The sequence below is a fragment of the Sphingomonas sp. CV7422 genome (genome assembly GCF_027945725.1).
GTDB classification, from domain to species: Bacteria; Pseudomonadota; Alphaproteobacteria; order Sphingomonadales; family Sphingomonadaceae; genus Sphingomonas; species Sphingomonas kyungheensis.
The window spans coordinates 2,665,999-2,691,427 of the sequence record NZ_CP115900.1 but is presented as its reverse complement, the minus strand read 5'-3'; the positions used below and the strand labels follow the sequence as shown (position 1 = coordinate 2,691,427).

Here is a 25,429-nt window from a genome sequence, read left to right as displayed (position 1 = left end):
GACATGGCGAGCGATGCCCCGCACATCCCGGTGCTGCTCGACGAGGTGGTCGCCGCGCTGGCGCCGCAGCCGGGCGAGCGAATCGTCGACGCGACCTTTGGCGCCGGCGGCTACACCCGCGCGATCCTCGCGACGGGCGCTGAGGTCGTCGCCTTCGATCGCGACCCCGATGCGATCCGCGCCGGCCGTGCCGCGGCGCTCCCCGGGCTGACGCTGGTGCACAGCGATTTCTCTATGCTCGAAGCGGCGCTCGACGCGCCGGTCGATGCGCTGACCATGGATATCGGCGTGTCGTCGATGCAGCTCGACCAGGCCGAACGGGGCTTCTCGTTCCAGGCCGACGGCCCGCTCGACATGCGGATGAGCCAGGACGGCCCGAGCGCCGCCGACTTCCTCAACACCGCCGACGAGGCGGCGATCGCCGACGTGCTCTACCAATATGGCGACGAGCCCAAGTCGCGCCGCGTCGCCCGCGCGATCGTCGCGGCGCGGCCGCTGACCCGCACCGGCGAACTTGCGCAGGTGGTGCGCAAGGCGCTCGGCCACCGGCCGCACGACAAGAAGGATCCGGCGACGCGCAGCTTCCAGGCGATCCGCATCCATGTGAATCGGGAGCTGGACGAACTGGCCCAGGGTCTTGCCGCGGCGGAGCGCGTGCTCAAGCCGGGCGGGCGGCTGGCGATCGTCACCTTCCACAGTCTCGAGGACCGGCTGGTGAAGCGCTTCCTGCGCGACCGGTCGGGCAAGGCACCGGGCGGGTCGCGGCATCTGCCGCTCGCCGACAGCGGCGTCGCGCCCAGTTTCGAATCGGTCGGTCGCGGCATCCGCGCCGGCGAGGCGGAGGTCGCGCGCAACCCGCGGGCGCGGTCGGCGACGCTGCGCACCGCACGGCGGACGGCGGCGCCGGCATGGACCCACGGCAATCAGGCGGAGGTGACGGCATGACGGCGGCGTATCGGCTGAAGGGGATCGGGTGGTTCGGTGGCTGCGTCGCCATCGTCCTCGGCTTCTATCTGGTCTCGCTGCAGGTCGCGGCGGAGCGCAAGAAGCTCGACATCATGGATCGCCGGATCGAGACCGCGCAGCGCGACATCCGCGCGCTCGAGACCGAGTTCGAGACGCGGGCCAATCTCGCGCAGCTCGAAAAGTGGAACGGGGAAACGCTGGCGCTCGCCGCCCCGGTCGCCGGCCAGTTCGTCACCGACGAGAGCGCGCTCGCCAGCCTCGACGTGACGCGCATCGGCACGCCCGCGCCGGGCACCAAGATGGCGGCGCTGGTCGTGCCGTCGCTCGCCACGGTCAACGTCGCCGCTCCCGCTGCGACGCCGGCGCCCGCGGTCATCCAGGTCGCCGCCGCGCTCCCCGCCGCCAAGCGCGCGGTCATCAAGGTCGCCCCCGTCGAGAAAAGTGCGCCGATGCTTGCCAAGCTGACCGAGGCGGCGCGCGCCAAGGCGGCGGTCGCCAAGGTGCGGCCGCAGGCGGTAGCGATGCTCGACCGCAAGCTGCTTTCCGACACGACGCTCGGCGACATCCTCAGCAGCGCCCGCGCGGAGGCACGCAAGCGTTGACCGTCATCGTCGCCCGGCCCGCACAGCAGCGGCGTAACGCCACCCAGCGTCATGCGCTGGTGGCGACGTCGCATATGCGACTGATGATGCTGCTGATGCTGTTCGCCGCGGCGGTGACCCTGGTGATCGGCCGGCTGGTCATGCTCGGGCTGATGTCGGGCGGTGAGGCGGAGGCGCGCGTCGCCGCGCTCGCCGCGCGCGGCGATATCGTCGATCGCAACGGCGCGCCGCTCGCCCGGACGATCGACGCCTGGACGATCGCGGTCCACCCCAAGCAGATCATCGGCGACAAGATGGAGATCGCCGCCCGCCTCGCCGCGCTGATGCCCGATCGCGGCGATCAGACGTGGTTCTACGGCCAGCTCACCCGCCCGGTCAGTTTCGTCTATCTCCAGCGCCGCGCCAGCCCGGCGCTGGTCGAGCAGGTCAATGCGATCGGCGAGCCGGCGCTGGTCTTCGCGCGCGAGACGCAGCGGCTCTACCCGCAATCGACGATGGCGAGCCATGCGCTCGGCTTCCTCTCCACCGACGGCCACGGCATGAGCGGGATGGAGCGCGTGCTCGACGAACGGCTGCTCGATCCGACCAAGGCGGGTCAGCCGGTCGCGCTGTCGCTCGACGTGCGCGTCCAGGCGGCGATGGAGAGCGAGCTCAGCCGCGCGATGAACACCTTCTCCGCGCGCGGCGCCGGCGGCATCGTCCTCGACGTCGCCACCGGCGAGGTGATCGCGATGGTGTCGTTGCCGACCTTCAACCCCAATCGCGTCGGCATGGCGGGCTCGGAAGAGCTGCGCAACATCACCACGCAGAGCGTGTTCGAGCTGGGATCGACCTTCAAGCCGATCACCGTCGCCACCGCGATCGATACCGGCACGATAGGGCTCAACCGCAAGTTCGACGCGACGCATCCGCTCAAGGTCGGCGGCTTCACCATCCACGACGAGCGCGGCGATCCCAAGCGCTGGCTGTCGATGCCCGAGACGCTGATCTATTCGAGCAACATCGCCACCGCGCGCATCGCCGACGAGATCGGCCCGCAGAAGATGCAGACGATGTTCCGCAAGCTCGGTTTCGACACCAAGCCCGATATCGAGCTGCGCGAGAAGGGGCGTCCGCTGATGCCGACCTATTGGGCGCGGACGACGACGATGACCACCGCTTACGGCCACGGCATCGCGGTGACGCCGCTGCACCTCGCCAGTGCCTATGCCGCCCTGGTCAACGGCGGCATCTGGCGGCCGGCGACGCTGCTCAAGGTCGCGCCGGGGCAGGCGCCGGTCGGCCGCCGCGTCATCAGCGAGGCGACCAGCGCGCGGATGCGCCAGATGCTGCGGCTGATCGTGCTGCGCGGCACCGGCCGCAAGGGCGAGGCGCCGGGCTATCGCGTCGGCGGCAAGACCGGCACCGCCGAGGCGGCGGTGGCGGGCGGATACGACCATTCGCGCAACGTCGCGACGTTCGCCGCGGCTTTCCCGATGGACGCTCCGCGCTATGTCGTGCTGGCGATGCTCGATTCGCCGCTTGGCACGAAGGAGACCGGAGGGTGGAAGACTGCCGCATGGAACGCCGCACCCGTGGTCGGCCGCACCATCTCGCGCGTCGGTGCGATGCTCGGCGTGGTGCCGGACGAGCGGGCGGACATCGACGTGTCGGACCTGATGCCCTTGATCTGGCAGGACCCGACGCGCAAGCCGATCACGGGCAATTAAGGAGGGCAGCGTGAGACTGGGCGCACTGACCGGCGGCGACGAGGCGGCGATCGTCACCGGCTTCGCGATCGATCATCGCAAGGTCGCGCCCGGCACCGTCTTCGGCGCATTCCAGGGCGCGCGCGTCAATGGCGAGGATTATATCGCCGAGGCGGTGCGCGCCGGCGCGGTCGCGGTCGTGACCCGCCCCGGCGTGCCGGTCGAGGGCGCGGTGGCGATCGTCGACGACAATCCCCGCGAGCGGTTCGCCCGCGCCGCCGCCGCCTTCTTCGCACCCTTCCCGGAGGTGGCGGTCGCGGTGACCGGCACCAACGGCAAGACCTCGACCGTCGAGATGACCCGGCAATTGTGGCGGATGGCCGGCGCGTCGGCGGCATCGATCGGCACGCTCGGCGTCACCACCGCCGACGAGCGCGTCACCACCGGCCTCACCACGCCCGACGTCGTCACCTTCCTGTCCAACGTCGCCGGCCTCGCGCGGGAGGGGATCACGCATCTCGCCTTCGAGGCGTCGAGCCACGGCCTGACCCAATATCGCACCGAGGGGCTGACCGTCGCCGCCGCGGCCTTCACCAACCTCAGCCGCGACCATCTCGATTACCATGGCGACATGGGCGCCTATCTCACCGCCAAGCTGCGCCTGTTCTCCGAGGTGCTCGATCCGGCCGGGACGGCGGTGGTCTGGGCCGATGATGTCGAGGCGGGGCGGGTGATCGATCTGGCACAGGCGCGCGGCAACACCCTCATCACCGTCGGCGAACGCGGCGCGACGCTGCGGCTGGTCGGCCGCGACCCCACCCTGCTCGGCCAGGGGCTGGTGATCGAGGCGGAGGGGCGGACGCATCGGGTGACCTTGCCGCTGATCGGCGGCTATCAGGCGGCGAATGCGCTCGTCGCGGCGGGGCTGGTGATCGCCACCGGCGGCGACGTCGCGCGCACCATCGCCGATCTCGCGCGGTTGCAGCCGGTGCGCGGCCGGCTGGAACGCGCCGCGATCGCGCGCAGCGGCGCGCCGGTCTATGTCGACTATGCCCATACGCCCGATGCGCTGGAGGCGGCGATCGCCGCGCTCAAGCCGCATGCCGGCGGGCGGCTGATCGTCGTCTTCGGCGCCGGTGGCGACCGCGATCCCGGCAAGCGCGAGACGATGGGGCAGGTGGCGCAGATGCAGGCGGATATCGCCATCGTCACCGACGACAACCCGCGCACCGAGGACCCCGCCGCGATCCGCGCCGCGATCCTGAAAGGCGCGCCCAAGGCGTGGGAGATCGGCGATCGCCGCGCCGCGATCGCCGCCGCCGTTCGCGAGGCCGGAGCGCAGGATATCGTGCTGATCGCCGGCAAGGGCCACGAACAGGGCCAGATCGTCGGCGACATGGAATTGCCGTTCGACGACGTCGCGGTGGCGCGGGAGTATGCGGCGTGAGCGGGGTGACAATCCTCCGCGTGCCGGGGAGGATCGGATGACCCTCTGGACCGCCGCCGAGATCGCCGCCGCGACCGTCGGTACCGCCTCGGCCGACTTCGCCGTCACCGGCGTCGCCTTCGACAGCCGGGAGGTCGGGTCCGGCGATCTGTTCGTCGCGCTGACCGGCGAGAGCACCGACGGCCATCGCTTCCTGCCGCAGGCGTTCGCGCAAGGGGCGGCGGGGGCGATCGTCTCCGCGGCGAGCGAGCACCCCCATGTCCAAGTCGCCGATACCTTCGCCGCACTCAACGATCTCGGCCGCGCGGCGCGGGCGCGGATGGCGGGGACGGTGATCGGCGTCACCGGATCGGTCGGCAAGACCAGCGCCAAGGAAGCCCTGTTCGCCGCGCTCGACCGCTCGCTGCCCGGCGCGGTGCATCGCTCCGTGAAGAGCTACAACAACCATACCGGCGTGCCGCTCAGCCTCGCGCGCATGCCGCGCGACACGCGCGTCGGCGTGTTCGAGATGGGGATGAACCATGCGGGTGAGCTCGATACGCTGACCCGGCTGGTCCGGCCGCATATCGCGATCGTCACCGCGATCGCGCCCGCGCACACCGAATTCTTCCCCGACGAAAGCGCGATCGCCGACGCCAAGGGCGAGATCTTCCGCGGCCTCGAACCCGGCGGCACCGCGATCGTGCCCTATGACAGCCCGCATCGCGACCGGCTGATCGCCGCCGCCGCACCCTATGCGGCGCGCACCGTCACCTTCGGTCTTACCAAGGGCGCCGACGTCCGCGCGATCGAGGCGATGCGGCTGCCGACCGGCGGCTCGTTCGTCACCGCGCGGCTCGGCGAGCGGGAGCTGTCGTTCACCTTGTCGCAGCCGGGGATGCACTGGGTGTCGAACGCGCTTGCGGTGCTGGCCGCGGTCGATGCGGCGGGGGCCGATCTCGCCCGCGCCGGTCTCGCGCTCGCCGAACTGGGCGGGCTCGCCGGGCGCGGTGCGCGCTTCCTCGCACCGCATGACGGCGGCGACCTGCTCGTCATCGACGAGAGCTACAATGCCAATCCCGCCTCGATGCGGGCGACGCTGGCGGTCCTCGCCGAGGAGCCGGGCCGGCATATCGCGGTGCTCGGCGAGATGCGCGAGCTCGGCGATGCGTCCGGCGGTTATCATGCCGCGCTCGCCGAACCGGTGCTCGCCGCGCAGGTCGAAGCGGCCGTCCTGGTCGGTGAAGCGATGGCGCCGCTGGCCAAGGCCCTTGAGGGACGGACACAAGTCGTCCATGTGGCCGACGCCGCTGCCGCGCTTGGCCGGTTGCACGCCCTGGCCCGCGCCGGGGATGCGGTGCTCGTCAAAGGATCGAACGGGGTCGGCTTGTCGCGGGTGATCGCGGGTCTTGCCGCCGCGGGCGATGAACGATCGCGGGGGATCGGAACGTAATGCTGTATTGGATCGCCGAGCATCTGGGGTTCACCGGTTTGCTGAACCTGATCCGCTACCAGTCCTTCCGGACCGGCGCGGCGGTCGCCACGGCGCTCTTCCTCGGCCTGATCATCGGCCCGCGCTTCATCGGCTGGCTGCGCGTCCGCCAGGGCAAGGGCCAGCCGATCCGCGCCGACGGGCCGCAGACGCATCTCGCCAAGCGCGGCACGCCGACGATGGGCGGGCTGATGATCCTCACCGCGATGAGCCTCGCCATCCTGATCTGGATGGACCTCAGCAACCCCTATGTCTGGTCGTGCCTGTTCGTGACCCTGGGGTTCGGCGCGATCGGCTTCATGGACGATTACGACAAGGTGCGTAAAGCCAGCACCGCCGGCGTCTCCGGTCGTACCCGGCTGCTGCTCGAATTCGCCATCGCCGGCATCGCCTCGTGGATCATCATGGGGCAGAACGGGCCGCACCTCTATCTGCCGTTCACCGACCGGCTGTACCTCGATCTCGGCTATGCCTTCCCGCTGTTCGCGGCCTTCACCATCGTCGCCTTCGGCAATGCGGTGAACCTTACCGACGGGCTCGACGGCCTGGCGACGATGCCGGTGATCATCGCCAGCGTCGCCTTCATGCTGATCGTCTACCTCGCAGGCAACGTGAAGTTCGCCACCTATCTCGGCATCCCGCACGTGCCGGGGGCAGGCGAGCTGGCGATCTTCTGCGGCGCGGTGATCGGCGCGGGGCTCGCCTTCCTGTGGTTCAATGCGCCGCCCGCGGCGGTGTTCATGGGCGATACCGGCAGCCTCGCGCTCGGCGGCGCGCTCGGCACGATCGCGGTGGTCGCGCATCACGAGATCGTGCTCGGCATCGTCGGCGGCCTGTTCGTCGTCGAGGCGCTGTCGGTGATCATCCAGGTGTTTTTCTACAAGCGCACCGGCAAGCGCGTCTTCCGCATGGCGCCGATCCACCATCATTTCGAGCAACTCGGCTGGAGCGAGCCGACGGTGGTGATCCGCTTCTGGATCATCAGCCTCGTGCTGGCGCTCGCCGGCCTGTCGACGTTGAAGCTGCGGTGATCACCAGCCCCGCCTTCGCCGGCCGCCGCTATGCGGTGCTCGGTCTCGCCCGCTCGGGCCTCGCCACCGCGCGCGCGCTGGCGGCGAGCGGTGCCTTCGTCGTCGGCTGGGACAGCGATCCGGCCGCACGCGCGCGCGCCGGCGAGATCGACGGCGTCATCGTCCACGACATCGCCCTGCTCGACCTGACCGGGGCGGCGGGGCTGGTCGTCTCGCCCGGCGTGCCGCTCAACACGCATCCGCTCGTCGCCCGGGCCCGCGCGGCGGGGGTGCCGGTGATCGGCGATATCGAGCTGTTCGCGCAAGCGCGCGGCGACCTGCCGCCGCACCGCGTCGTCGGCATCACCGGCACCAACGGCAAGTCGACCACCACCGCGCTCGTCCACCATATCCTTGCCGGCGCGGGCGTGCCGACGCTGATGGGCGGCAACATCGGCCTGCCGGTCCTCGCGCAACAGCCGCTCGCCGAGGGCGGCGTCTACGTGCTCGAACTGTCGAGCTATCAGCTCGACCTGACCGAGCGGCTCGATTGCGAGGTGGCGGTGCTGCTCAACATCACCCCCGACCATCTCGACCGCTATGACGGCTTCGACGCTTATGCCGCCTCCAAGGCGCGGCTGTTCGCGATGCAGTCGCCGCAGCATGACGCGATCATCGGCATCAGCGACGCCGCCTCCGCCGGCATCGCCCGAAGCCTGTCGGCGCGCGGCGAGCATCTCACCAAGATCGCGCCGGGCGTGTGCATGGACCAGTCGCGCTGGCCGGCGCTGCAAGGCCCGCACAATGCGCAGAACGCGCTCGCCGCGATCGCCGCGGTCAAGGCGCTCGGCGTGGCGGAGGCGGCGATCGACGCCGGCCTCGCCAGTTTCACCGGCCTGCCGCACCGGATGGAGACGGTGGCGATCCGCGACGGCGTCCGCTTCGTCGACGACAGCAAGGCGACCAATCCGGAAAGCGCCGCCCCGGCGCTCGGCGCGTTCGATCGCGTTCACTGGATCGTCGGCGGCAAGCGCAAGGGCGACGACCTCGACGCCTGCGCTCCCTATTTCGACCGGATCGCCGCCGCTTATACGATCGGCGAGGCGGCGGCGCTGTTCGCGTCGCTGCTCGACGGACGGGTTCCGGCGGTGACGCAGAGCGGCGATCTCGCCACCGCGGTCGCGCAGGCGGCGGCGGCGGCGCGGGCGGGAGATATCGTGCTCTTGTCGCCGGCCTGTGCTAGTTTCGACCAGTTCCGCGATTACGAGGAGCGCGGCGCCGCGTTCCGTGCTGCGGTGGAGGCTCTCGCATGACCAGTGCCGGCACGACCGAGGCTCCACGCGACAGCCTGATCGCCAAGGTCAAGCGGCGCGGCGGCCGCGGCGATCGGTCGCCGCTCGGCACCTGGTTCTGGGACATCGACCGGATGCTGCTGCTGCTCACCCTGTTCCTGATCGCGATCGGGCTGGTCGCGGTCGCCGCGGCGAGCCCCGCCACCGCGGTGCGCTATTCGGGCGAGCATCACCAGTTCACCCCGCTCTATTATTTCTGGCGGCAGCTGATCTGGGTCGGCGTGTCGCTGCCGGTGCTGTTCGGCGTGTCGATGCTGCCGGTGCCGCTCGCGCGGCGGCTGGCGATCAGCGGGGCGATCGTGCTGATCGCCTGCCTCGCGCTGACACCCTTCGTCGGCAACAGCATCAACGGCGCGCGGCGCTGGGTCGGTTACGGCTTCGCACAGTTCCAGCCGTCCGAATTCCTCAAGCCGCTGTTCATCGTCACCGTCGCCTGGCTGCTGTCGCTGAAGGCCAAGGACCCGGAATTGCCGACCGTGGCGATCACCGGCGCGCTGACCGGGCTGATCGCGGTGCTGCTGATGATGCAGCCCGATTTCGGCCAGACCGTGATCTTCTGCACCGTATGGATGGCGCTGCTGATGATCGCCGGCACGTCGATGCGCGTGCTCGGCGGGATCATCGCGCTGGTCCCGATCGGGCTGGGGGCGGCCTACATGTTCTACGGCACCGCGCGCAATCGCATCGACGCCTTCCTGTTCCCGAGCGTCGAGGGCGAGGGGGCGAGCGACCATTTTCAGACCAACGCCGCGCATGCGACGATCACCAGCGGCGGCTGGACCGGCACCGGACCCGGCGGCGGCACGGTCAAGTTCGGCCTGCCCGAAGCACATACCGATTATATCTATTCGGTGATCGGCGAGGAATTCGGGCTGATCGCCTGCGCGATCATCGCCATCGTCTTCCTCGCCATCGTCGTGCGCGTGTTCGTCAAGCTGCTCGACGAGCAGGACGAGTTCAAACTGCTTGCCGCCTCGGGGCTGGCGGTGCAATTCGGCGCGCAGGCGTTGGTGTCGATGGCGGTGAATACCGGGCTGGCGCCGTCCAAGGGCATGACGCTGCCGTTCATCAGCTATGGCGGATCGTCGATGATCGCGCTGTCGATCGGCATGGGGCTGCTGCTCGCATTCACGCGGCGCAATCCGTTCCTGACGCGCAGCCCGTATGTGGTGAGATGGGGATCCAATTGAGCAAGCATTACGTCCTCGCCGCAGGTGGCACGGGGGGGCATATGGTCCCCGCCGCGGCGCTGGCCGAGGAACTGACGCGTCGCGGCCATCGCGTCGCCTTGATCAGCGACCAGCGCGGCGTGCGCTTCCCCGGCCTGTTCGACGGCATCCAGATGCACGTGCTGCCGGCCGGGCGCTTCCAGGCGAAGCGGCCGCAGGGCTGGCCGTCGGCGGTGCGCGAGATGCTGCGCGGCCGGGCGATGGCGCGTGAATTGTACCGGACGTTCAAGCCCGCGGCGGTGATCGGCTTCGGCGGCTATCCGGCGATGCCGGCGCTGCTCGCCGCCTTCGCCGACAAGATCCCGACCGCGGTACACGAACAGAATGCGGTGCTCGGCCGCGTCAATCGCCTCGTCGCCGGCAAGGTGGATGCGATCGCCACCTCATATGCGACGACCGAGCGGCTCGCCGCCAAGCACGAGGGCAAGGTCCATCTCGTCGGCAATCCGGTGCGCGACGCGGTGCTCGCGCTGCGCGACCGGCCCTATCCGCTGCTGGAGGAGGACGGCATCTTCCGCGTCCTCGTCACCGGCGGCAGCCAGGGGGCGAGCATCCTCAGCCAGGTGGTGCCCGACGGTCTGGCGATGCTGCCGATCACCTTCCGCCGCCGCCTGCAGGTGACGCATCAGGCGCGGATCGAGGATATCGACGCGGTGCGCGCGCAATATGCCGAGCATCAGATCCCGGCCGAGCTCGCCACCTATCTGCCCGACATGCCCGAACAGCTCGCTTGGGCGCATCTCGTCATCGCCCGCGCCGGGGCGTCGACGATCGCCGAACTGACCGCGGCGGGTCGGCCGGCGATCCTGGTGCCGCTGCCCGGCGCGACCGACGATCACCAGACAGCCAATGCGCGTGAGATCACCCGCGCCGGTGGCGCGCGCACGATCCCGCAGCCGGAGTTCACCGCGGTGGAACTCGCCAAGCAGATGCAGAAGCTCGGGCTAGACCCGCTCGCGCTCGAAAATGCCGCATCGCGGGCGAAGAGTGTCGGTCGCCCGCATGCGGTGCGCGACCTCGCCGATCTGGTCGAGAGCCTCGATTCGCCGCGCGCGCGCCTGCCGGTCGGCAAGGCCGCCCCGCGGCAGGAGGCATTCGCATGATCCGCGGCGTCGCCACCGACATCGGTCCGATCCACTTCGTCGGGATCGGCGGGATCGGCATGTCGGGCATCGCCGAGGTGATGAAGAACCTCGGCTATACCGTGCAGGGCTCCGACGTCGCCGAAAGCTATGTCGTGCAGGGCCTGCGCGACAAGGGCATCGCCGTGTCGATCGGCCATGCCGCCGGCAACGTCGCCGACGCGGCGGTGGTGGTGGTCTCGACCGCGATCACCCGCTCCAATCCGGAGGTCGAGGCGGCGCTGGAGAAGCGCATCCCCGTCGTCCGCCGCGCCGAGATGCTCGCCGAGCTGATGCGCCTCAAATCGACCGTCGCGGTGGCGGGGACGCACGGCAAGACGACGACCACCTCGATGGTCGCAGCGCTGCTCGACGCGGGCGGAGTCGATCCGACCGTCATCAACGGCGGCATCATCAACAGCTATGGCTCGAACGCCCGGCTCGGCGCGTCGGACTGGATGGTGGTCGAGGCGGACGAGAGCGACGGCAGCTTCCTGCGCCTCGACGGCACGATCGCGGTGGTCACCAATATCGATCCCGAACATCTCGATCATTATGGCAGCTTCGACGCGGTCAAGGACGCCTTCGTCGAATTCGTCGAGAACGTGCCCTTCTACGGCGCGGCCCTGCTCTGCCTCGATCACCCCGAGGTGCAGAACGTGCTGCCGCGGGTGCGCGACCGCCGCGTCGTCACCTATGGCTTCTCGGCGCAGGCGGATATCCGCGGCGTCGACGTGACGCCGGTGCCGGGCGGCAACCGCTTCGCCTGCGTGGTGCGCGAGCGCGACGGCAGCGTGCGCACGATCGAGGGGATCGAACTGCCGATGCCCGGTCGCCACAACGTCCAGAACGCGCTGGCCGCGATCGGCGTCGCGCTCGAGCTCGGCATCCCCGATGCGACGATCCAGCAGGGCTTTTCCGCCTTCGGCGGGGTCAAGCGCCGCTTCACCAAGGTCGGCGAGGTCGCGGTCGACGGCGGCTTCGTTACGATCATCGACGATTACGGCCATCATCCGGTCGAGATCCGCGCGGTGCTCGCCGCGGCGCGCGAGGGCGCGAAGGGGCGGGTGATCGCGGTCGTCCAGCCGCATCGCTTCTCGCGGCTCGGCAATCTGATGGAAGACTTCCAGACCGCGTTCAACGATGCCGACCGCGTCCTCGTCACGCCGGTCTATGCCGCAGGCGAGGCGCCGGTCGCGGGAGTCGACGCGCAGGCGCTGGTCGACGGCCTCAAGCGCCGCGGCCACCGCTCTGCGGCGACGGTCGCCGATGCCGCCGCGCTGGCGGAGGAGCTCGCCGCGACCGTGCAGGCGGACGATATGATCGTCTGCCTCGGCGCGGGGGACATCACCAAATGGGCGGCGGGGCTGGCCAAGGCGATCGGAGAGCGGCGATGAAGGACTGGTTCGACGCGGGGATCACCCTGCAGAAGCAGATGCTCGACGCGCAGCGCAAGACGCTCGAGGCGAGCGGCCAGGCGGTCGGCGCGGGCGAGGCGCTCGTCCAGGCGCAGGAGGCGACGCGCAAGGCCGCCGAGGCCAATCTCGCCGCCTTCCAGGCGTGGACGCGACTATGGGGCGTCGGCCCGTGGTGATCGACCTGCCGGCCGTGCGCGGGCGCCTGACCGAGCGCGCGCCGCTGGCGCCGCTCGTCTGGTTCAAGGCGGGCGGCGCGGCGCAATGGCTGTTTGAGCCGCAGGATGCCGACGATCTCGCCGCCTTCCTGCGCGACTGCGACCCGGCGGTGCCGGTGATGCCGCTCGGGCTGGGTTCGAACCTGATCGTCCGCGACGGTGGCGTGCCGGGCGTGGTGGTGCGGCTCGGCAAGGCGTTCGCGCAGGTGCAGCGGATCGACGCGACGACGTTGCGCTGCGGCGGCGGCGCCAGCGGTATCCTCGTCTCGTCGACGGCGCGCGATGCCGGGATCGGCGGGATCGAATTCCTGCGCTCGATCCCCGGCACGGTCGGCGGCTTCGTGCGGATGAACGGCGGCGCCTATGGCCGCGAGGTCAAGGACGTGCTGGTCGAGGCGGAGGTGGTGCTGCGCTCGGGCGAACGCCGGACGCTGTCGCTTGGCCAGCTCGGCTATACCTATCGGCACAGCGAACTGCCGCCCGGCGTGGTGGTGGTCGCCGCGACCTTCCGCGGCCACGCCGCCGAACCCGCCGCGATCGCCGCGGAGATGGACCGGATCGCTGCCGAGCGCGAGGCGTCGCAGCCGCTGCGCTCGAAGACCGGCGGATCGACCTTCAAGAACCCGCCCGGCCACAAGGCCTGGGCGCTGATCGACGCCGCCGGCTGTCGCGGGCTCACCCGCGGCGATGCGCAGGTGTCGGAGAAACATTGCAATTTCCTGCTCAACCTCGGCACCGCCAGCGCGGCGGCAATCGAGGCCTTGGGCGAAGAGGTACGGGACAAGGTGAAGGCGCATTCGGGGGTGACGCTGGAATGGGAAATTCAGCGGGTCGGGGTGGCGAAGTGATGCACATCGCGGTCTTGATGGGCGGCTGGTCCGCCGAACGGCCGGTGTCGCTGCAATCGGGCAACGGCTGTGCCGACGCGCTCGAATCGCTCGGCCATCGCGTCACCCGGATCGACATGCAGGCCGATGTCGCGCTGCGCCTCGCCGAGGCGAAGCCCGATCTCGTCTTCAACGCGCTGCACGGTTCGCCGGGCGAGGACGGCAGCGTGCAGGGCATGCTCGACCTGATGGGCATCCCCTATACCCATTCGGGCCTCGCCACGTCGGTGATCGCGATCGACAAGGTGCTGACCAAGCAGGTGCTCGTCCCCGCCGGCGTGCCGATGCCCGGCGGCCGCATCGTCCGATCCGCCGAGATCTTCGAGCGTGATCCGTTGCAGCGGCCCTATGTGCTCAAACCCGTCAACGAAGGCTCCTCGGTCGGCGTCGCGATCGTCACCGACGACGGCAATTACGGCAATCCGATCGGGCGCGACGTCGCCGGTCCGTGGCAGGAATTCAGCGAATTGCTCGCCGAACCCTATGTCCGCGGCCGCGAGCTGACCACGGCGGTGCTTGGCGAGCGGGCACTCGGCGTCACCGAGTTGAAGCCCAAGACCGGCTGGTACGATTTCGACGCCAAATATACCGACGGCCTGACCGAACACGTCTGCCCCGCCGACATTCCCGATGTGATCGCCGACGCCTGCAAGAGCCTCGCGCTCGAAGCGCATCGCCTGCTCGGCTGCAAGGGCGCGTCGCGTTCTGATTTCCGCTGGGACGACGAACGCGGCGTCGACGGCCTGTTCCTGCTCGAGGTCAATACCCAGCCGGGGATGACGCCGCTCAGCCTCGTCCCCGAACAGGCGCGGCATATCGGCATGAGCTATGCCGAGCTCGTCCAGGCGATCGTCGACGAGGCGCTGCGCGACGGCGCGCTCAAGGTCCGTGCGGGATGAGCCGGACGATCAAACGCGGGCCGCCGCCCAAGCGGCCGACCGGCCGGCGCAAGCAGCCGGTGCGCAAGGCGTCGCTGTTCGAGCGCGCCGTCGCCGCCGTGCCGGTCAGCGAGGAGACGATCCGCAAGGCGGCGACCTGGACGATCACCGGCGGCGGCATCGCGCTCGCGCTCGCCGCGGTGACGTGGATCGGCATCCCCGGCATGATCGGCTCCGCCATCGCCGAAGGGGCGGGGCAGGCGGGCTTCCGCGTCGAGCAGATCGAGGTGACCGGCCTCAAGCGGATGGACCGGATGAGCGTCTATGCGGTCGCGCTCGATCAGCAGAGCCGCGCGATGCCGCTCGTCGATCTGGAGGCGGTGCGCCAGAAGCTGCTGCGCTACGGCTGGATCGCCGACGCGCACGTCTCGCGCCGGCTGCCCGATACGCTGCTGGTCGACATCGTCGAGCGCAGCCCGGCGGCGGTGTGGCAGGACAATGGCCAGTTGACGCTGATCGACAAGGACGGCGTGCTGCTCGAACCGGTGCGGCCCGACGCCATACCCGACCTGCCGCTGGTGATCGGCCCCGGCGCGGACCGGCAGGAGGCGGGCTATCAGGCGCTGCTTGCCGCCGCGCCCGCGCTCAAGCCGCGCGTCAAGGCGGCGACCTGGATCGGCAACCGCCGCTGGGACCTGACCTTCGACAGCGGCGAGACGCTCGCGCTGCCCGAGGATGGCGCGCCCGCGGCACTGCTCAAATTCGCCGAGCTGGACGGCGCACGGCCGCTGCTCGGGCGCGGCTGGATCCGGTTCGACATGCGCGACCCGAGCAAATTGGTCGCACGCAAGCCGGGGGCGAGCATGGCGCATAACGTGCCGGACCCGAGCGAGGTGGCGACACCATCGACCGACACGACCAACACGCGAGCGGGGGCTGAGGGGTAATGGCGAAGGTTGCACCGGAAGGTTTGATCACGGCGCTCGACATCGGGTCGTCCAAGGTCTCGGCGATGATCGCGCAGAAGGGCGACGGCGGCGAGCTGATCGTGCTCGGCACCGGCCAGCGCGAGAGCCGCGGCGTCAAGCGCGGCTATATCGCCGACATGGGCGCGACCGAGGCGGCGGTGCGCGAGGCGGTCGAGCAGGCGGAGCGGATCGCCGGCATCAACATCGAGAACGTCTGGGTCGGCTTCTCCGCCGGCGGGCTGGTCAGCGACGTCGCCGAGGTCGAGTTCGAACTGGGCGGCCATCGCGTCGAACAGCAGGACATCGACGCGTTGCTCACGGCCGGACGCAATTCGATCGACCCGCAGGGGCGGATGGTGCTGCACGCGCAGCCGGCGCTCTACACGCTCGACGGGCTGACCGGCGTCAAGAAGCCGCTCGGCCTCCATGCCGACCGGCTCGGCGTCCACATCCACGTCGTCGCGGCGGACGGATCGCCGGTGCGCAACCTCGATCTGTGCGTCCGCTCGGCGCATCTCGAGGTCAAGTCGATCATCGCCTCGCCGGTCGCGACCGGGCTCGCCTGCCTGTCCGACGAGGAGCGCGAACTCGGCGTCGCCCTGGTCGAGCTGGGGGCGGGGATCACCAACGTCTCGCTGTTCGCGGGCGGCATGCTCGTCGGCCTTTGCTCGATCCCGATGGGTGGGCAGGACATCACCGACGACATCGCCTCCGCCTTCGGCACCCGCCGCGCGCAGGCCGAGCGGATGAAGTGCTTCCACGGCTCCGCCAATGCGAGCCCGCGCGACAATCACGAGATGATCCCGGTAATGCCGATCGCCGCCGAGGACGACGTGCACGGCGGCATGCAGATCACCAAGGCGCAGCTGATCGGCATCGTCCGCCAGCGGCTCGAGCATCAGATGGACGAGATTCGCAAATCGCTCGCCCAGTTGAAGTTCGAAGGGCCGGTCGGGCGGCAGGTGGTGCTGACCGGTGGCGGCGCCGAGTTGAAGGGCATCGCCGATTATGCGCAGCAGGCGCTCGGCCGCTCGGTGCGGATCGGCCGCCCGCGCGGGCTGACCGCCTTGCCCGAGGCGCATGGCGGCCCGGCCTTCGCGACGCTGGCCGGGCTCGCCTTCTACGCGGCGGCGGATCCGATCGATCTGCGCGGGGTCGCGCCCCAGCAAACTACGGTTCATCGCCAGCGTGGCATGGGCATGATGCGCAAGCTCATCCAGGCGGCGCGGGCAAATTATTGAACGCCGATGACGGCTTAGGCGCGTTTTCAGTGGCACCGCATGAGTCGTTGAGGCAAAAGGTTAAATCAGTGTCCCGGCGCGTTTTCCCGGATGGGGCGGAGAAAGTTAGGCCATGAGCATCGAATTCATCACTCCCGAGGTCGACGAACTGACCCCCCGTATTGCCGTGATCGGCGTCGGTGGCGCCGGCGGCAACGCCATCGCCAACATGATGCGGGCGGACGTGCAGGGCGTCGACTTCCTCGTCGCCAATACCGATGCGCAGGCGCTCAAGTCGTCGATCGCGCCGCACCGCATCCAGCTCGGCGCGAAGATCACCCAGGGCCTCGGCGCCGGTTCGCGGCCCGAGATCGGCCGCGCCGCGGCGGAAGAGACGATCGACGACCTCGCCAAGCGGCTCGAGGGCGCGCACATGTGCTTCATCGCCGCCGGCATGGGCGGCGGCACCGGTACGGGGGCGGCGCCGGTGATCGCCAAGGCGGCGCGCGACATGGGCATCCTTACCGTCGGTGTCGTGACCAAGCCGTTCAGCTTCGAAGGCAACCGCCGCGCCAAGAGTGCCGACGGCGGCATCGAGGAGCTGCAGAAGTACGTCGATACGCTGATCGTCATCCCCAACCAGAACCTCTTCCTGATCGCCAATGCGAACACGACCTTCAAGGAAGCGTTCGAGATGGCGGACGAGGTGCTGCAGCAGGGCGTGCGCGGCATCACCGACCTGATGGTCATGCCCGGCCTCATCAACCTCGACTTCGCCGACGTCCGCTCGGTGATGCAGGAGATGGGCAAGGCGATGATGGGCACCGGCGAGGCAAGCGGCGACAATCGCGCGCTCGAGGCGGCGCAGAAGGCGATCGCCAACCCGCTGCTCGACGGCGTGTCGATGCAGGGCGCCAAGGGCGTCATCATCTCGATCACCGGCGGCGACGACATGCGCCTGCTCGAAGTCGACGAAGCCGCGAATCACATCCGCGATCTGGTCGATCCCGATGCCAACATCATCTGGGGCTCGGCGTTCAATCCCGAGCTGGAAGGCCGCATCCGCGTGTCGGTGGTCGCCACCGGCATCGATTCGGAGGTCAAGCCTGGGGCCGCCGCGCCGGCGCCGGAGGCGACCAAGTCGTTCAGCTTCGGCATGGGCCGCAAGACCGACGACAGCACCTCGTTCCGCCCGACCGGCACGAGCGCGCCCGAAGCCCCGGCGGCGCCCGCGCCCGTCGCTGCGCCCGCACCGGCGCCCGCGCCGCTCGACCTCCAGCAGACCGACGCGGTCAAGCCGGAGCCGGCGGCGAGCGACGACGAGCTGGTGCTCGGCGCCGAGACGATCGTGCCCCCGGCGCCGCAGCCCAAGCCGTACAGCGAGCCCTATGCGCGCGCCGCCGCGCCCGAGCCGGCACGCCGCTATATCGCCCCCGGCAGCGAGGCGGCAACGCCCGACGTCACGCCGCAGCCGCGCGTCAAGCTCGGCGGCACGCTGTTCGAGCGGATGTCCAATGCCGCGCGCGGACCGGCGCGCGACGACAGCGGCGAAGAGGCCAAGGACCCGATCGACATCCCGCGCTTCCTGCATCGCCAGAACAACCAGTAACGCTGTTCCTCGACTCCGCGCCGCCGATCCGTTCGGAATCGGGCGGGGCGGCGTCGGGCTGGTCCCATCCCCCCGCAGCGCCCACAGGCGAGGGTTCGTCGCCGCGCAGCCACCGTTCGCCGCGGCGGCGCGGCCCGGACATTGCCGGTTCAGCACCGCTCGGCTCTAGTCGCCCAGACCCCATGCGCCCTTCGATCCTCGCCCTTCTCGCGTCCCCCGCCTGCGTGCTGGCGACAGCGCCTGCCGTTCTGTCCGCCCAGGAAGTGGTGCAGGCGTTGCCCGGCACCACCGATGCCGACCGGCTCGCCGAGCAGATGCGCGCGCTGGCCGCCAATCCACGCGACCTCAACGCACTGATCGCCGCGGCCGATCTGTCGCTGTCGCTCGGCGATCTCAGCGGCGCGGCCTCGCTCTATGCGCGCGCCGAGAAGATCGCGGCGAGCGATCCGCGGATCAAGGTTGGCGAGGGCGCGATCCTGGTCCGCTCCGAACGGCCCGGCGAGGCGTTGCGCTATTTCGCGCAGGCCGAGGCGGCGGGGGCCGATCCGCGCGGCTTCGCGGGCGATCGCGGCCTCGCCTACGATCTGATCGGCCAGCAGGAGCGCGCGCAACGCGACTATCGCCTCGCGCTCAAGACGCGCCCGGACGACGAGATCGTCAAGCGCTACGCCCTGTCGCTCGGCATTTCGGGCAAGCGCGACGCCGCGCTCGAACAGCTCGATCCGCTGCTTCGCAAGACCGATCGCAGCGCCTGGCGCATCCGCGCCTTCATCCTCGCGATGGGCGGCGATCAGGCCGGCGCCGAGAAGATCGCGACGACGATGCTGCCGGCGGGCATGGCGCAGGGTCTGCTGCCCTTCTTCCAGCGGCTGCCGACGCTGCCCGCCGCCGACCGCGCCTTTGCGGTCCATTTCGGCGAGGTGCACAGCACGCCCGAGCGGATCGCCGATGCGCGGCTCGCGCCGGCGCTGCCCTATCTCGCGCCCGAAGTCCTACCGGTCGCGGTGGCCGCGGCGCAGCCCGCGCCTGCGGTGCAGACCGGCAAGCGCCGCCGCAGCAATGGTCGTGACGAGCGGGTGGCGCTTGCCGCCAACAGCCGGGCGGCGCGCAGTGCAACACCCGCGCCCACACCCACGCCGGCGCCTGTGGCGGCTGCTGCGGTCGCGCCGCCGCCGAGCTACCAGCAGGCGGCCGCCGCGCTGACTCGCATCCAGCCGCTGCCGACGACGACGCGCGCGCCGGTGACCTATGCCGGCAACGCGCCGGCCGTTCCGGTGCGCAGCGCTACCCCGACGCCGACGCCGACCCCCGCGACGACCACCGCACCGGTGCAACTCGCGGCGGTGCAGCCGCGCACGACGCTGCCCGCCGCGGTGCCGTCGCCGACGCGCGCGCCCGCCACCAGTTATACGCCGGCCGCCGCAGGAGCCGCGACGCCGGCCACCGCCACCGCGGTGACGAACGCCCCCGCGCCGGGCTTCACGAGCACGCCGGCCGCGACCGTCACGCCGTCGCCAGCACCGGTTGCGTCAATCAAGCCGACACCCGCACCCGGCTTCGTCAGCGCGCCTGCGACGGCGACGACGCAAACCGCCTCGACACCGGCAACGACCCCGGCAGCCGCGCCGAACTTCACCGCGCCGCCCTCGCGCGCCGAGGCGGACAGCGTGCTCGCGCGGATCGTCGCCGGCCTGTCGATCCCGGCGTCGGAACTGGGCGTGGTCGAGCCGGCTCGCGCCGCGCCAGCGACGGTGCCGCCCGCCGACACCGCCGCGCGCGTCCTCGCCGAAGCCAAGGCCAAGGAGGATCGCGATGCCGCCGCCGAGCGCGCGCTCGCGGCACAGGCCGTGGCCGACAAGCGCGTCGCCGACCGCAAGGCCGCGGCGGACAAGAAGGCGCTCGCCGCCAAGAAACTCGCCGACGAGAAGAAGGCCGCCGACGCCAAGGCCGCGGCGGAGGAGCGCAAGGCCGCTGCCGAGGAGAAGCGGCTCGCCCGCGCCAATCCGGCACGGATCTGGGTCCAGGTCGCCGGCGGCGCGAACGAGAATGATCTCGCCAAGGCCTATAGCGCGGTCAAGGCCAAGGCGCCGGCGGTGTTCGGCAGCCGCAGCGCCTGGACGACGCCGCTGCGCGCGACCAATCGCGTCCTCGTCGGCCCGTTCAAGACCGATGCGGAGGCGCGCAGCTTCGTCAACCAGCTCAAGAAGGAAGGCGTGTCGACCTTCACCTTCACCAGCGACGCCGGGCAGGTGGTGAGCCGGCTCGGCAGCGGCGGATCATCGGGCAAGTGAGCGTGCGCGCGCCCTGGGCTTCCAACCCGGCGCGCAGCAGAGGTCGCCTTCACGAGGAACAGAACGGGATCGCGCCGCAGCCGGTGCGCGGCCCACGCGACGATTTCCAGCGCGACCGCGACCGCATCATCCATTCGATCAGCTTCCGCCGGCTGCGCCACAAGACGCAGGTGTTCATGGCACCGGACGGCGATCACTTCCGCGTCCGCCTGACCCACAGTCTCGAGGTCGCGCAGATCGGCCGCACCATCGCGCGCGTGCTCGGGCTCAACGAGGATCTGACCGAGGCGCTGTGTCTGGCGCACGATATCGGCCATCCGCCGTTCGGCCATGCCGGCGAGGATGCGTTGCGCGCGGCGCTCGCCGAGGCCGGGGGCTTCGATCACAACGGCCATACGCTGCGCACCTTGACGCGGATCGAACGGCCCTATCCGCGCTGGGACGGGCTCAATCTGACGTGGGAGACGCTCGAAGGACTGGCCAAGCATAACGGGCCGGTGCGGCATCCCGGCTGGGCGCTGCGCGCCGCGGACGCCGACTTCCCGCTCGATCTCACCAGCCACGCCAGTCTCGAGGCGCAGGTCGCGGCGCTGGCGGACGACATCGCCTATGACAATCACGATATCGACGACGGTCTGCGTGCCGGGCTGCTGACGCTCGACCAGCTGCTCGAGGTACCGGTGGTGGCGCGCGGCTGGCGGGCGGCGTGCGCACGCTTCCCCGACGTCGCGCCCAAGCGGCTGGCGAGCGAATTGATCCGCAGCCAGATCGGCACGATGGTCAACGACCTGATCGAGGAGACGCGCGCCCGTATCGCCGCCTCGGGCGTGACCAGCGCCGACGACGTCCGTCAGGCGGGCGTCGCACTCTGCGGCTTTTCCGCGACGATGCGCGAGGAGGAGCGGGACCTCAAACGCTTCATGTACGCCAATCTCTACCATCATCCGCGCCAGCTCGCCGCGGCGGAGGCGGCGCATGGCATCGTCGCCGGCCTGTTCGCCGTTTATCGCGACGACCCGAGCGCGATGAGCCCCGAATGGGCGGAGGAGGTGCCTAATGCCGAACCCGACCGAAGCCGCCACATCGCCGACTTCATCGCCGGCATGACCGACCGCTATGCGATTTCCCGCTATCGCGCGCTGATCGGCGACATCGCACTGCCGGAAGGCTTCTAGGACCGCTGTCATGGGTCAGCCCGGTGCCGGGCGAAGAGCCGCGCCGACGCACGCGATAACGCCCGCATTTGAACCATCCCCGCGACTAAGCTAGAGCGATCCCCTTCCACCGAACGGACGCTGATGACGCTTTACACCCGCTTTGCCGCGCATGTCGCCGCGGCCCTCGACACGCTGACCGCCGCCGGCACGCTGCCGGAGGGGATCGATCGCCGCAACGTCACGGTCGAGCCGCCGCGCGATGCGTCGCATGGCGATCTCGCGACCAATGCGGCGATGGTGCTCGCCAAGCCCGCCGGGCTCAACCCGCGCGCGCTCGGCGAGGCGCTCGCCGGCGAACTCGGCAAGCTGCCCGAGGTCGCCGAGGCGAGCGTCGCCGGCCCCGGCTTCATCAACCTGCGGCTCACCGACGCCGCCTGGCGCGACGAGCTCGCGACCATCCGGGCGGCGGGCGACGATTACGGCCGCTCGACGCAGGGGCAGGGGGTGACGGTCAACATCGAATATGTCTCGGCCAATCCGACCGGGCCGATGCACATGGGCCATTGCCGCGGCGCGGTGGTCGGCGATGCGCTCGCCGCCCTGCTCGAATTCGCCGGACATACGGTGATCCGCGAATATTACGTCAATGACGCCGGCGGGCAGGTCGACGTGCTCGCGCGCTCGGTGCACCTGCGCTACCGCGAAGCGCTCGGCGCGACGATCACCATTCCCGAAGGCCTGTATCCCGGCGACTATCTCGTCCCCGTCGGTCAGGCGCTGGCCGCCGAATATGGCGATCGCTACGTCGACGCGCCGGAGAGCGAATGGCTCGCGCTGTTCCGCACCCGCGCGGTCGCGGCGATGCTGGTGATGATCAAGGACGATCTCGCGCTGCTCGGCATCCACCACGATCTGTTCGCGTCCGAGGCGGACTTGCAGGCGGCGGGCAAGCCCGAGGCGGCGGAGGCGGAGCTGCGCGCGCGCGGCCTCGTCTACGACGGCGTGCTCGAAGCGCCCAAGGGCGAGACGCCCGAGGATTGGGAGCCGGTCGAGCTGCCGCTGTTCCGCTCGACCGCCTTCGGCGACGATCAGGACCGGCCGATCAAGAAGTCGAATGGCCAGTGGACCTATTTCGGTGCCGATCTCGCCTATCATTTCCAGAAGGCGCAGGGCGCCGACCAGCTGATCGACATCTGGGGCGCGGACCATGCCGGCACCGTCAAGCGGATCGTCGCGGCGGTCGCGGCGCTGACCGGCGGCAAGACGCGCTTCGACGTCAAGCTCGTCCAGATGGTGCGGCTGCTGCGCGGTGGCGAGCCGGTCAAGATGTCGAAGCGCGCCGGCAATTTCGTCACGCTCGCCGACGTGGTGCGCGAGGTCGGCAAGGATGTCGTCCGCTTCACCATGCTGACCCGCCGGTCGGACGCGCAGATGGACTTCGACTTCGCCAAGGTGGTCGAGGCGTCGAAGGACAATCCGGTCTTCTACGTCCAATATGCCCATGCCCGCGTCGCCTCGCTGCACCGCCGCGCCGAAGAGGCGGGGATCGTTGCAGAGGCGGCCGACTTGTCCCGGCTTGATACGGAAGAGCTGGCGCTGGTGAAGCTCGCCGCGCAATTCCCACGCATCGTCGAAACCGCCGCGGCAGCGCGCGAACCGCATAGAATTGCCTTCTATCTGTATGACTTAGCTGCTGCCTTCCACGCTGCCTGGAATGTCGGCAACGACCGGCCCGAGCGCCGCTTCCTGGTCGCCGACGACGCCACCGTCACCGCTGCGCGTCTCGCCTTGGCGACGGCGATTGCACAGATTATTCGTAACGGTCTCAGCATCATGGGTGTTGTCGCGGTTTCGGAGATGAAGTGATGGGGGACGGGTTGGAGTTACGCGACGAGGATCGGCTGCCGTGGCTCGAAACGGTCGAGCCGGATGAGGAGCGTCGCGCCCCCATCGGCAAGACGATCGCGCTCGTCGTCGTCGGCCTGGCGGCGCTCGCCGCGATCATCTTCGGCATCTACAAGGTGCAGATGCGCGCCTCCGCCGACGGTCAGCTGATCGCCGCGCAGCCGGGGGACTATAAGGTCCGTCCGGAGGAGCCGGGCGGCCTCAAGGTCAAGGGCGAGGGCGATGCCGCGATCGCGACCAGCGCCGGCAAGGCGGGCAATGGCTCGATCGACCTGTCGGCGGTGCCCGAGAAGCCGATCGACGGCCACCGCGTCACCCCGAGCGCCAAGCCGGCGGGGCCGGGCGGCAGCAACGCCGTCGCGCAGGTGCCGGCGTCGAGCGGCAAGCTCGTCGCCGCGCCGCCGGTCAGCGTCCAGGCGCGGCCGGTCGCCAGCGGCGGCGGCGGCTCGCTCGTCCAGCTCGGCGCCTATCCCAGCGAAGCGCTCGCGAACAGTGCGTGGGACGGCTTCTCTAAGCGGTTCAGCTACCTCGCGCCGCTCGGCAAGTCGGTCCAGTCGGTCGCCACCGGTGGCCGCACGCTTTATCGCCTGCGCGTCAACGCCGGCAGCGCCAATCAGGCGGCCGACATCTGCGGCCGTCTGCGCGTCGCCGGGGAAAGCTGCTTCGTCGCGAGTTGACGGGGCGGCGTGGCAATCATGCGGGAGGATGATGTCTCCTCGCCAGCTTGGCGATGGCGCTAGTCTTCTCGATTTCGTTACCGCCCCGGCGGAGGCCGGGGCCCAGCTGGATGACCGTCGCCGGGCTTCCTCGGCGTTCACCCAATTAGATTCCGGCCTCCGCCGGGGTGGTGTGGTGGTAGGGACGGCCCTCCTCCGATCCCGCCGGCCGGCTCGCTGCCGTCGCGATTTACGGTCGAGTGGGGCAGGGGCGTCGCGCCGCTCCCCCGAACCCCCACTCGCTTCTTCCGCCTGCGCGCGCTAACCAGCGACGATGAAGCCCGTCATCTTCGGTCTCGCCGGTCCGGTTCTCACCCCCGACGAGCGCGCCTTCTTCGCCGCGGCGGCGCCCGCCGGCTATATCCTGTTCAAGCGCAACATCGAGGATCGCGCCCAGTTGCGCGCGCTGACCGATTCGCTGCGGGCGCTCGCCGGGCGGGACGATCTGCCCATCCTGATCGATCAGGAGGGCGGACGGGTCGCGCGGATGGGCCCGCCGCACTGGCCCGCCTTCCCCGCCGGACCCGCCTTCGCCGCGCTCTATGAGGTCGCGCCGATGTCGGCGATCCAGGCGATGCGCACCAATGGCGAGGCGCTCGGGCTGATGCTGGCCGAGGTCGGCATCACCGTCGATTGCGCGCCGTTGCTCGACGTCGCGCAGCCCGACACGACCGATGCGATCGCCTGCCGCGCCTATGGCAGCGCCCCGATGCCGGTCGCCGCGCTCGGCCGCGCGATGCTGGAGGGGCTGGCCGCGGCCGGAATCGTCGGCGTCGTCAAACATATGCCCGGTCATGGTCGCGCGCGGGTCGACAGCCATCATCTGCTGCCCACCGTCACCGCCAGCGCCGACGAGTTGGAGATCGACCTCGAACCGTTCCGCACCCTCGCCGACGCGCCGATGGGAATGACCTCGCACATCGTGTTCGAGGCGTGGGACCGCGAGCGGCCGGCGACGCTGTCGCCGGTGGTGATCGAGCAGGTGATCCGCGGCGCGATCGGCTTCGACGGGCTGCTGATGACCGACGATATCGACATGAAGGCGCTGTCGGGCAGCGCCGGCGACAAGGCGGCGGCGTCGATCGCCGCGGGCTGCGACCTCGTGCTCGACTGCTGGGCGCGGATGGACGAGATGGTCGCGATCGCCGACCGTCTGCCCGAGATCACCGACGCCGCGCGTCGCCGCCTCGACCGCGCGATGGCGAGCGTGACGCCGGGCCAGGGTGATTTCGCCGAGCTGATCGCGCGCCGCGACGCCTTCCTCGCCCTGGTCTGATCC

21 protein-coding genes are annotated in these 25,429 nt (G+C 70.3%); all 21 read left to right on the top strand.

Going from position 1 to position 25,429, the window contains the following annotated elements; genetic code table 11:
* The first annotated feature begins 3 nt into the window (after positions 1-3).
* The 21 genes from rsmH (at position 4) to nagZ (ending at position 25,426) form a co-directional block, all read left to right on the top strand.
* On the top strand, positions 4-945 hold the full coding sequence (gene rsmH, locus PBN85_RS12740) for a 16S rRNA (cytosine(1402)-N(4))-methyltransferase RsmH (RefSeq protein ID WP_037532859.1): 942 nt from the start codon (positions 4-6) through the stop codon (positions 943-945).
* Positions 942-1,568 (top strand): hypothetical protein, encoded by a 627-nt coding sequence (locus PBN85_RS12735; protein ID WP_037532862.1) that lies wholly within the window; start codon positions 942-944, stop codon positions 1,566-1,568. Before rsmH ends, PBN85_RS12735 begins: the two co-directional genes overlap by 4 nt.
* The gene (locus PBN85_RS12730) at positions 1,565-3,277 is read left to right on the top strand and encodes a peptidoglycan D,D-transpeptidase FtsI family protein (RefSeq protein ID WP_271299235.1); all 1,713 of its coding nucleotides are present in this window, start codon (positions 1,565-1,567) and stop codon (positions 3,275-3,277) included. The genes PBN85_RS12735 and PBN85_RS12730 overlap by 4 nt, the downstream gene beginning before the upstream one ends.
* Before the next feature lie 10 nt (positions 3,278-3,287).
* Positions 3,288-4,703 carry a UDP-N-acetylmuramoyl-L-alanyl-D-glutamate--2,6-diaminopimelate ligase gene (locus tag PBN85_RS12725; RefSeq protein WP_271299234.1) on the top strand — a complete coding sequence of 472 codons (1,416 nt, stop codon included), beginning with the start codon at positions 3,288-3,290 and terminating at the stop codon, positions 4,701-4,703.
* A gap of 37 nt (positions 4,704-4,740) precedes the next feature.
* Entirely contained in the window at positions 4,741-6,135 is a 1,395-nt protein-coding gene (locus PBN85_RS12720; protein WP_271299233.1) for a UDP-N-acetylmuramoyl-tripeptide--D-alanyl-D-alanine ligase, read from the top strand.
* Positions 6,135-7,205 (top strand): phospho-N-acetylmuramoyl-pentapeptide-transferase, encoded by a 1,071-nt coding sequence (gene mraY / locus PBN85_RS12715; protein WP_037532876.1) that lies wholly within the window; start codon positions 6,135-6,137, stop codon positions 7,203-7,205. Before PBN85_RS12720 ends, mraY begins: the two co-directional genes overlap by 1 nt.
* Positions 7,202-8,497 (top strand): UDP-N-acetylmuramoyl-L-alanine--D-glutamate ligase, encoded by a 1,296-nt coding sequence (murD, locus tag PBN85_RS12710; RefSeq protein WP_271299232.1) that lies wholly within the window; start codon positions 7,202-7,204, stop codon positions 8,495-8,497. Before mraY ends, murD begins: the two co-directional genes overlap by 4 nt.
* Positions 8,494-9,726 (top strand): FtsW/RodA/SpoVE family cell cycle protein, encoded by a 1,233-nt coding sequence (locus PBN85_RS12705; RefSeq protein ID WP_037532882.1) that lies wholly within the window; start codon positions 8,494-8,496, stop codon positions 9,724-9,726. Before murD ends, PBN85_RS12705 begins: the two co-directional genes overlap by 4 nt.
* Entirely contained in the window at positions 9,711-10,868 is a 1,158-nt protein-coding gene (gene murG, locus PBN85_RS12700) for an undecaprenyldiphospho-muramoylpentapeptide beta-N-acetylglucosaminyltransferase (protein WP_271299231.1), read from the top strand. The genes PBN85_RS12705 and murG overlap by 16 nt, the downstream gene beginning before the upstream one ends.
* The gene (gene murC, locus PBN85_RS12695) at positions 10,868-12,283 is read left to right on the top strand and encodes a UDP-N-acetylmuramate--L-alanine ligase (RefSeq protein ID WP_271300892.1); all 1,416 of its coding nucleotides are present in this window, start codon (positions 10,868-10,870) and stop codon (positions 12,281-12,283) included. The genes murG and murC overlap by 1 nt, the downstream gene beginning before the upstream one ends.
* A complete protein-coding gene (locus PBN85_RS12690; RefSeq protein ID WP_037532888.1) occupies positions 12,280-12,480 on the top strand; it encodes a hypothetical protein in 201 nt (66 codons plus the stop codon). Before murC ends, PBN85_RS12690 begins: the two co-directional genes overlap by 4 nt.
* Positions 12,459-13,367, top strand: coding sequence for a UDP-N-acetylmuramate dehydrogenase (murB, locus tag PBN85_RS12685; protein WP_271299230.1), 909 nt, complete (start codon positions 12,459-12,461; stop codon positions 13,365-13,367). Before PBN85_RS12690 ends, murB begins: the two co-directional genes overlap by 22 nt.
* Entirely contained in the window at positions 13,367-14,305 is a 939-nt protein-coding gene (locus PBN85_RS12680) for a D-alanine--D-alanine ligase (protein ID WP_037532890.1), read from the top strand. Before murB ends, PBN85_RS12680 begins: the two co-directional genes overlap by 1 nt.
* Positions 14,302-15,231, top strand: coding sequence for a cell division protein FtsQ/DivIB (locus tag PBN85_RS12675; protein ID WP_051583318.1), 930 nt, complete (start codon positions 14,302-14,304; stop codon positions 15,229-15,231). The genes PBN85_RS12680 and PBN85_RS12675 overlap by 4 nt, the downstream gene beginning before the upstream one ends.
* A complete protein-coding gene (gene ftsA, locus PBN85_RS12670; protein WP_037532891.1) occupies positions 15,231-16,493 on the top strand; it encodes a cell division protein FtsA in 1,263 nt (420 codons plus the stop codon). The genes PBN85_RS12675 and ftsA overlap by 1 nt, the downstream gene beginning before the upstream one ends.
* A 112-nt stretch (positions 16,494-16,605) precedes the next feature.
* A complete protein-coding gene (ftsZ, locus tag PBN85_RS12665; RefSeq protein WP_271299229.1) occupies positions 16,606-18,081 on the top strand; it encodes a cell division protein FtsZ in 1,476 nt (491 codons plus the stop codon).
* 182 nt (positions 18,082-18,263) lie between these two features.
* Positions 18,264-20,372 (top strand): SPOR domain-containing protein, encoded by a 2,109-nt coding sequence (locus PBN85_RS12660; protein ID WP_271299228.1) that lies wholly within the window; start codon positions 18,264-18,266, stop codon positions 20,370-20,372.
* On the top strand, positions 20,369-21,547 hold the full coding sequence (locus PBN85_RS12655; protein WP_037532896.1) for a deoxyguanosinetriphosphate triphosphohydrolase: 1,179 nt from the start codon (positions 20,369-20,371) through the stop codon (positions 21,545-21,547). The genes PBN85_RS12660 and PBN85_RS12655 overlap by 4 nt, the downstream gene beginning before the upstream one ends.
* A 123-nt stretch (positions 21,548-21,670) precedes the next feature.
* Positions 21,671-23,395, top strand: a complete 1,725-nt coding sequence (gene argS / locus PBN85_RS12650; protein WP_271299227.1) for an arginine--tRNA ligase — start codon at positions 21,671-21,673, stop codon at positions 23,393-23,395.
* Positions 23,395-24,111, top strand: a complete 717-nt coding sequence (locus tag PBN85_RS12645) for an SPOR domain-containing protein (RefSeq protein WP_271299226.1) — start codon at positions 23,395-23,397, stop codon at positions 24,109-24,111. The genes argS and PBN85_RS12645 overlap by 1 nt, the downstream gene beginning before the upstream one ends.
* A gap of 313 nt (positions 24,112-24,424) precedes the next feature.
* Positions 24,425-25,426 carry a beta-N-acetylhexosaminidase gene (gene nagZ / locus PBN85_RS12640; protein WP_271299225.1) on the top strand — a complete coding sequence of 334 codons (1,002 nt, stop codon included), beginning with the start codon at positions 24,425-24,427 and terminating at the stop codon, positions 25,424-25,426.
* Positions 25,427-25,429: the final 3 nt, after the last annotated feature.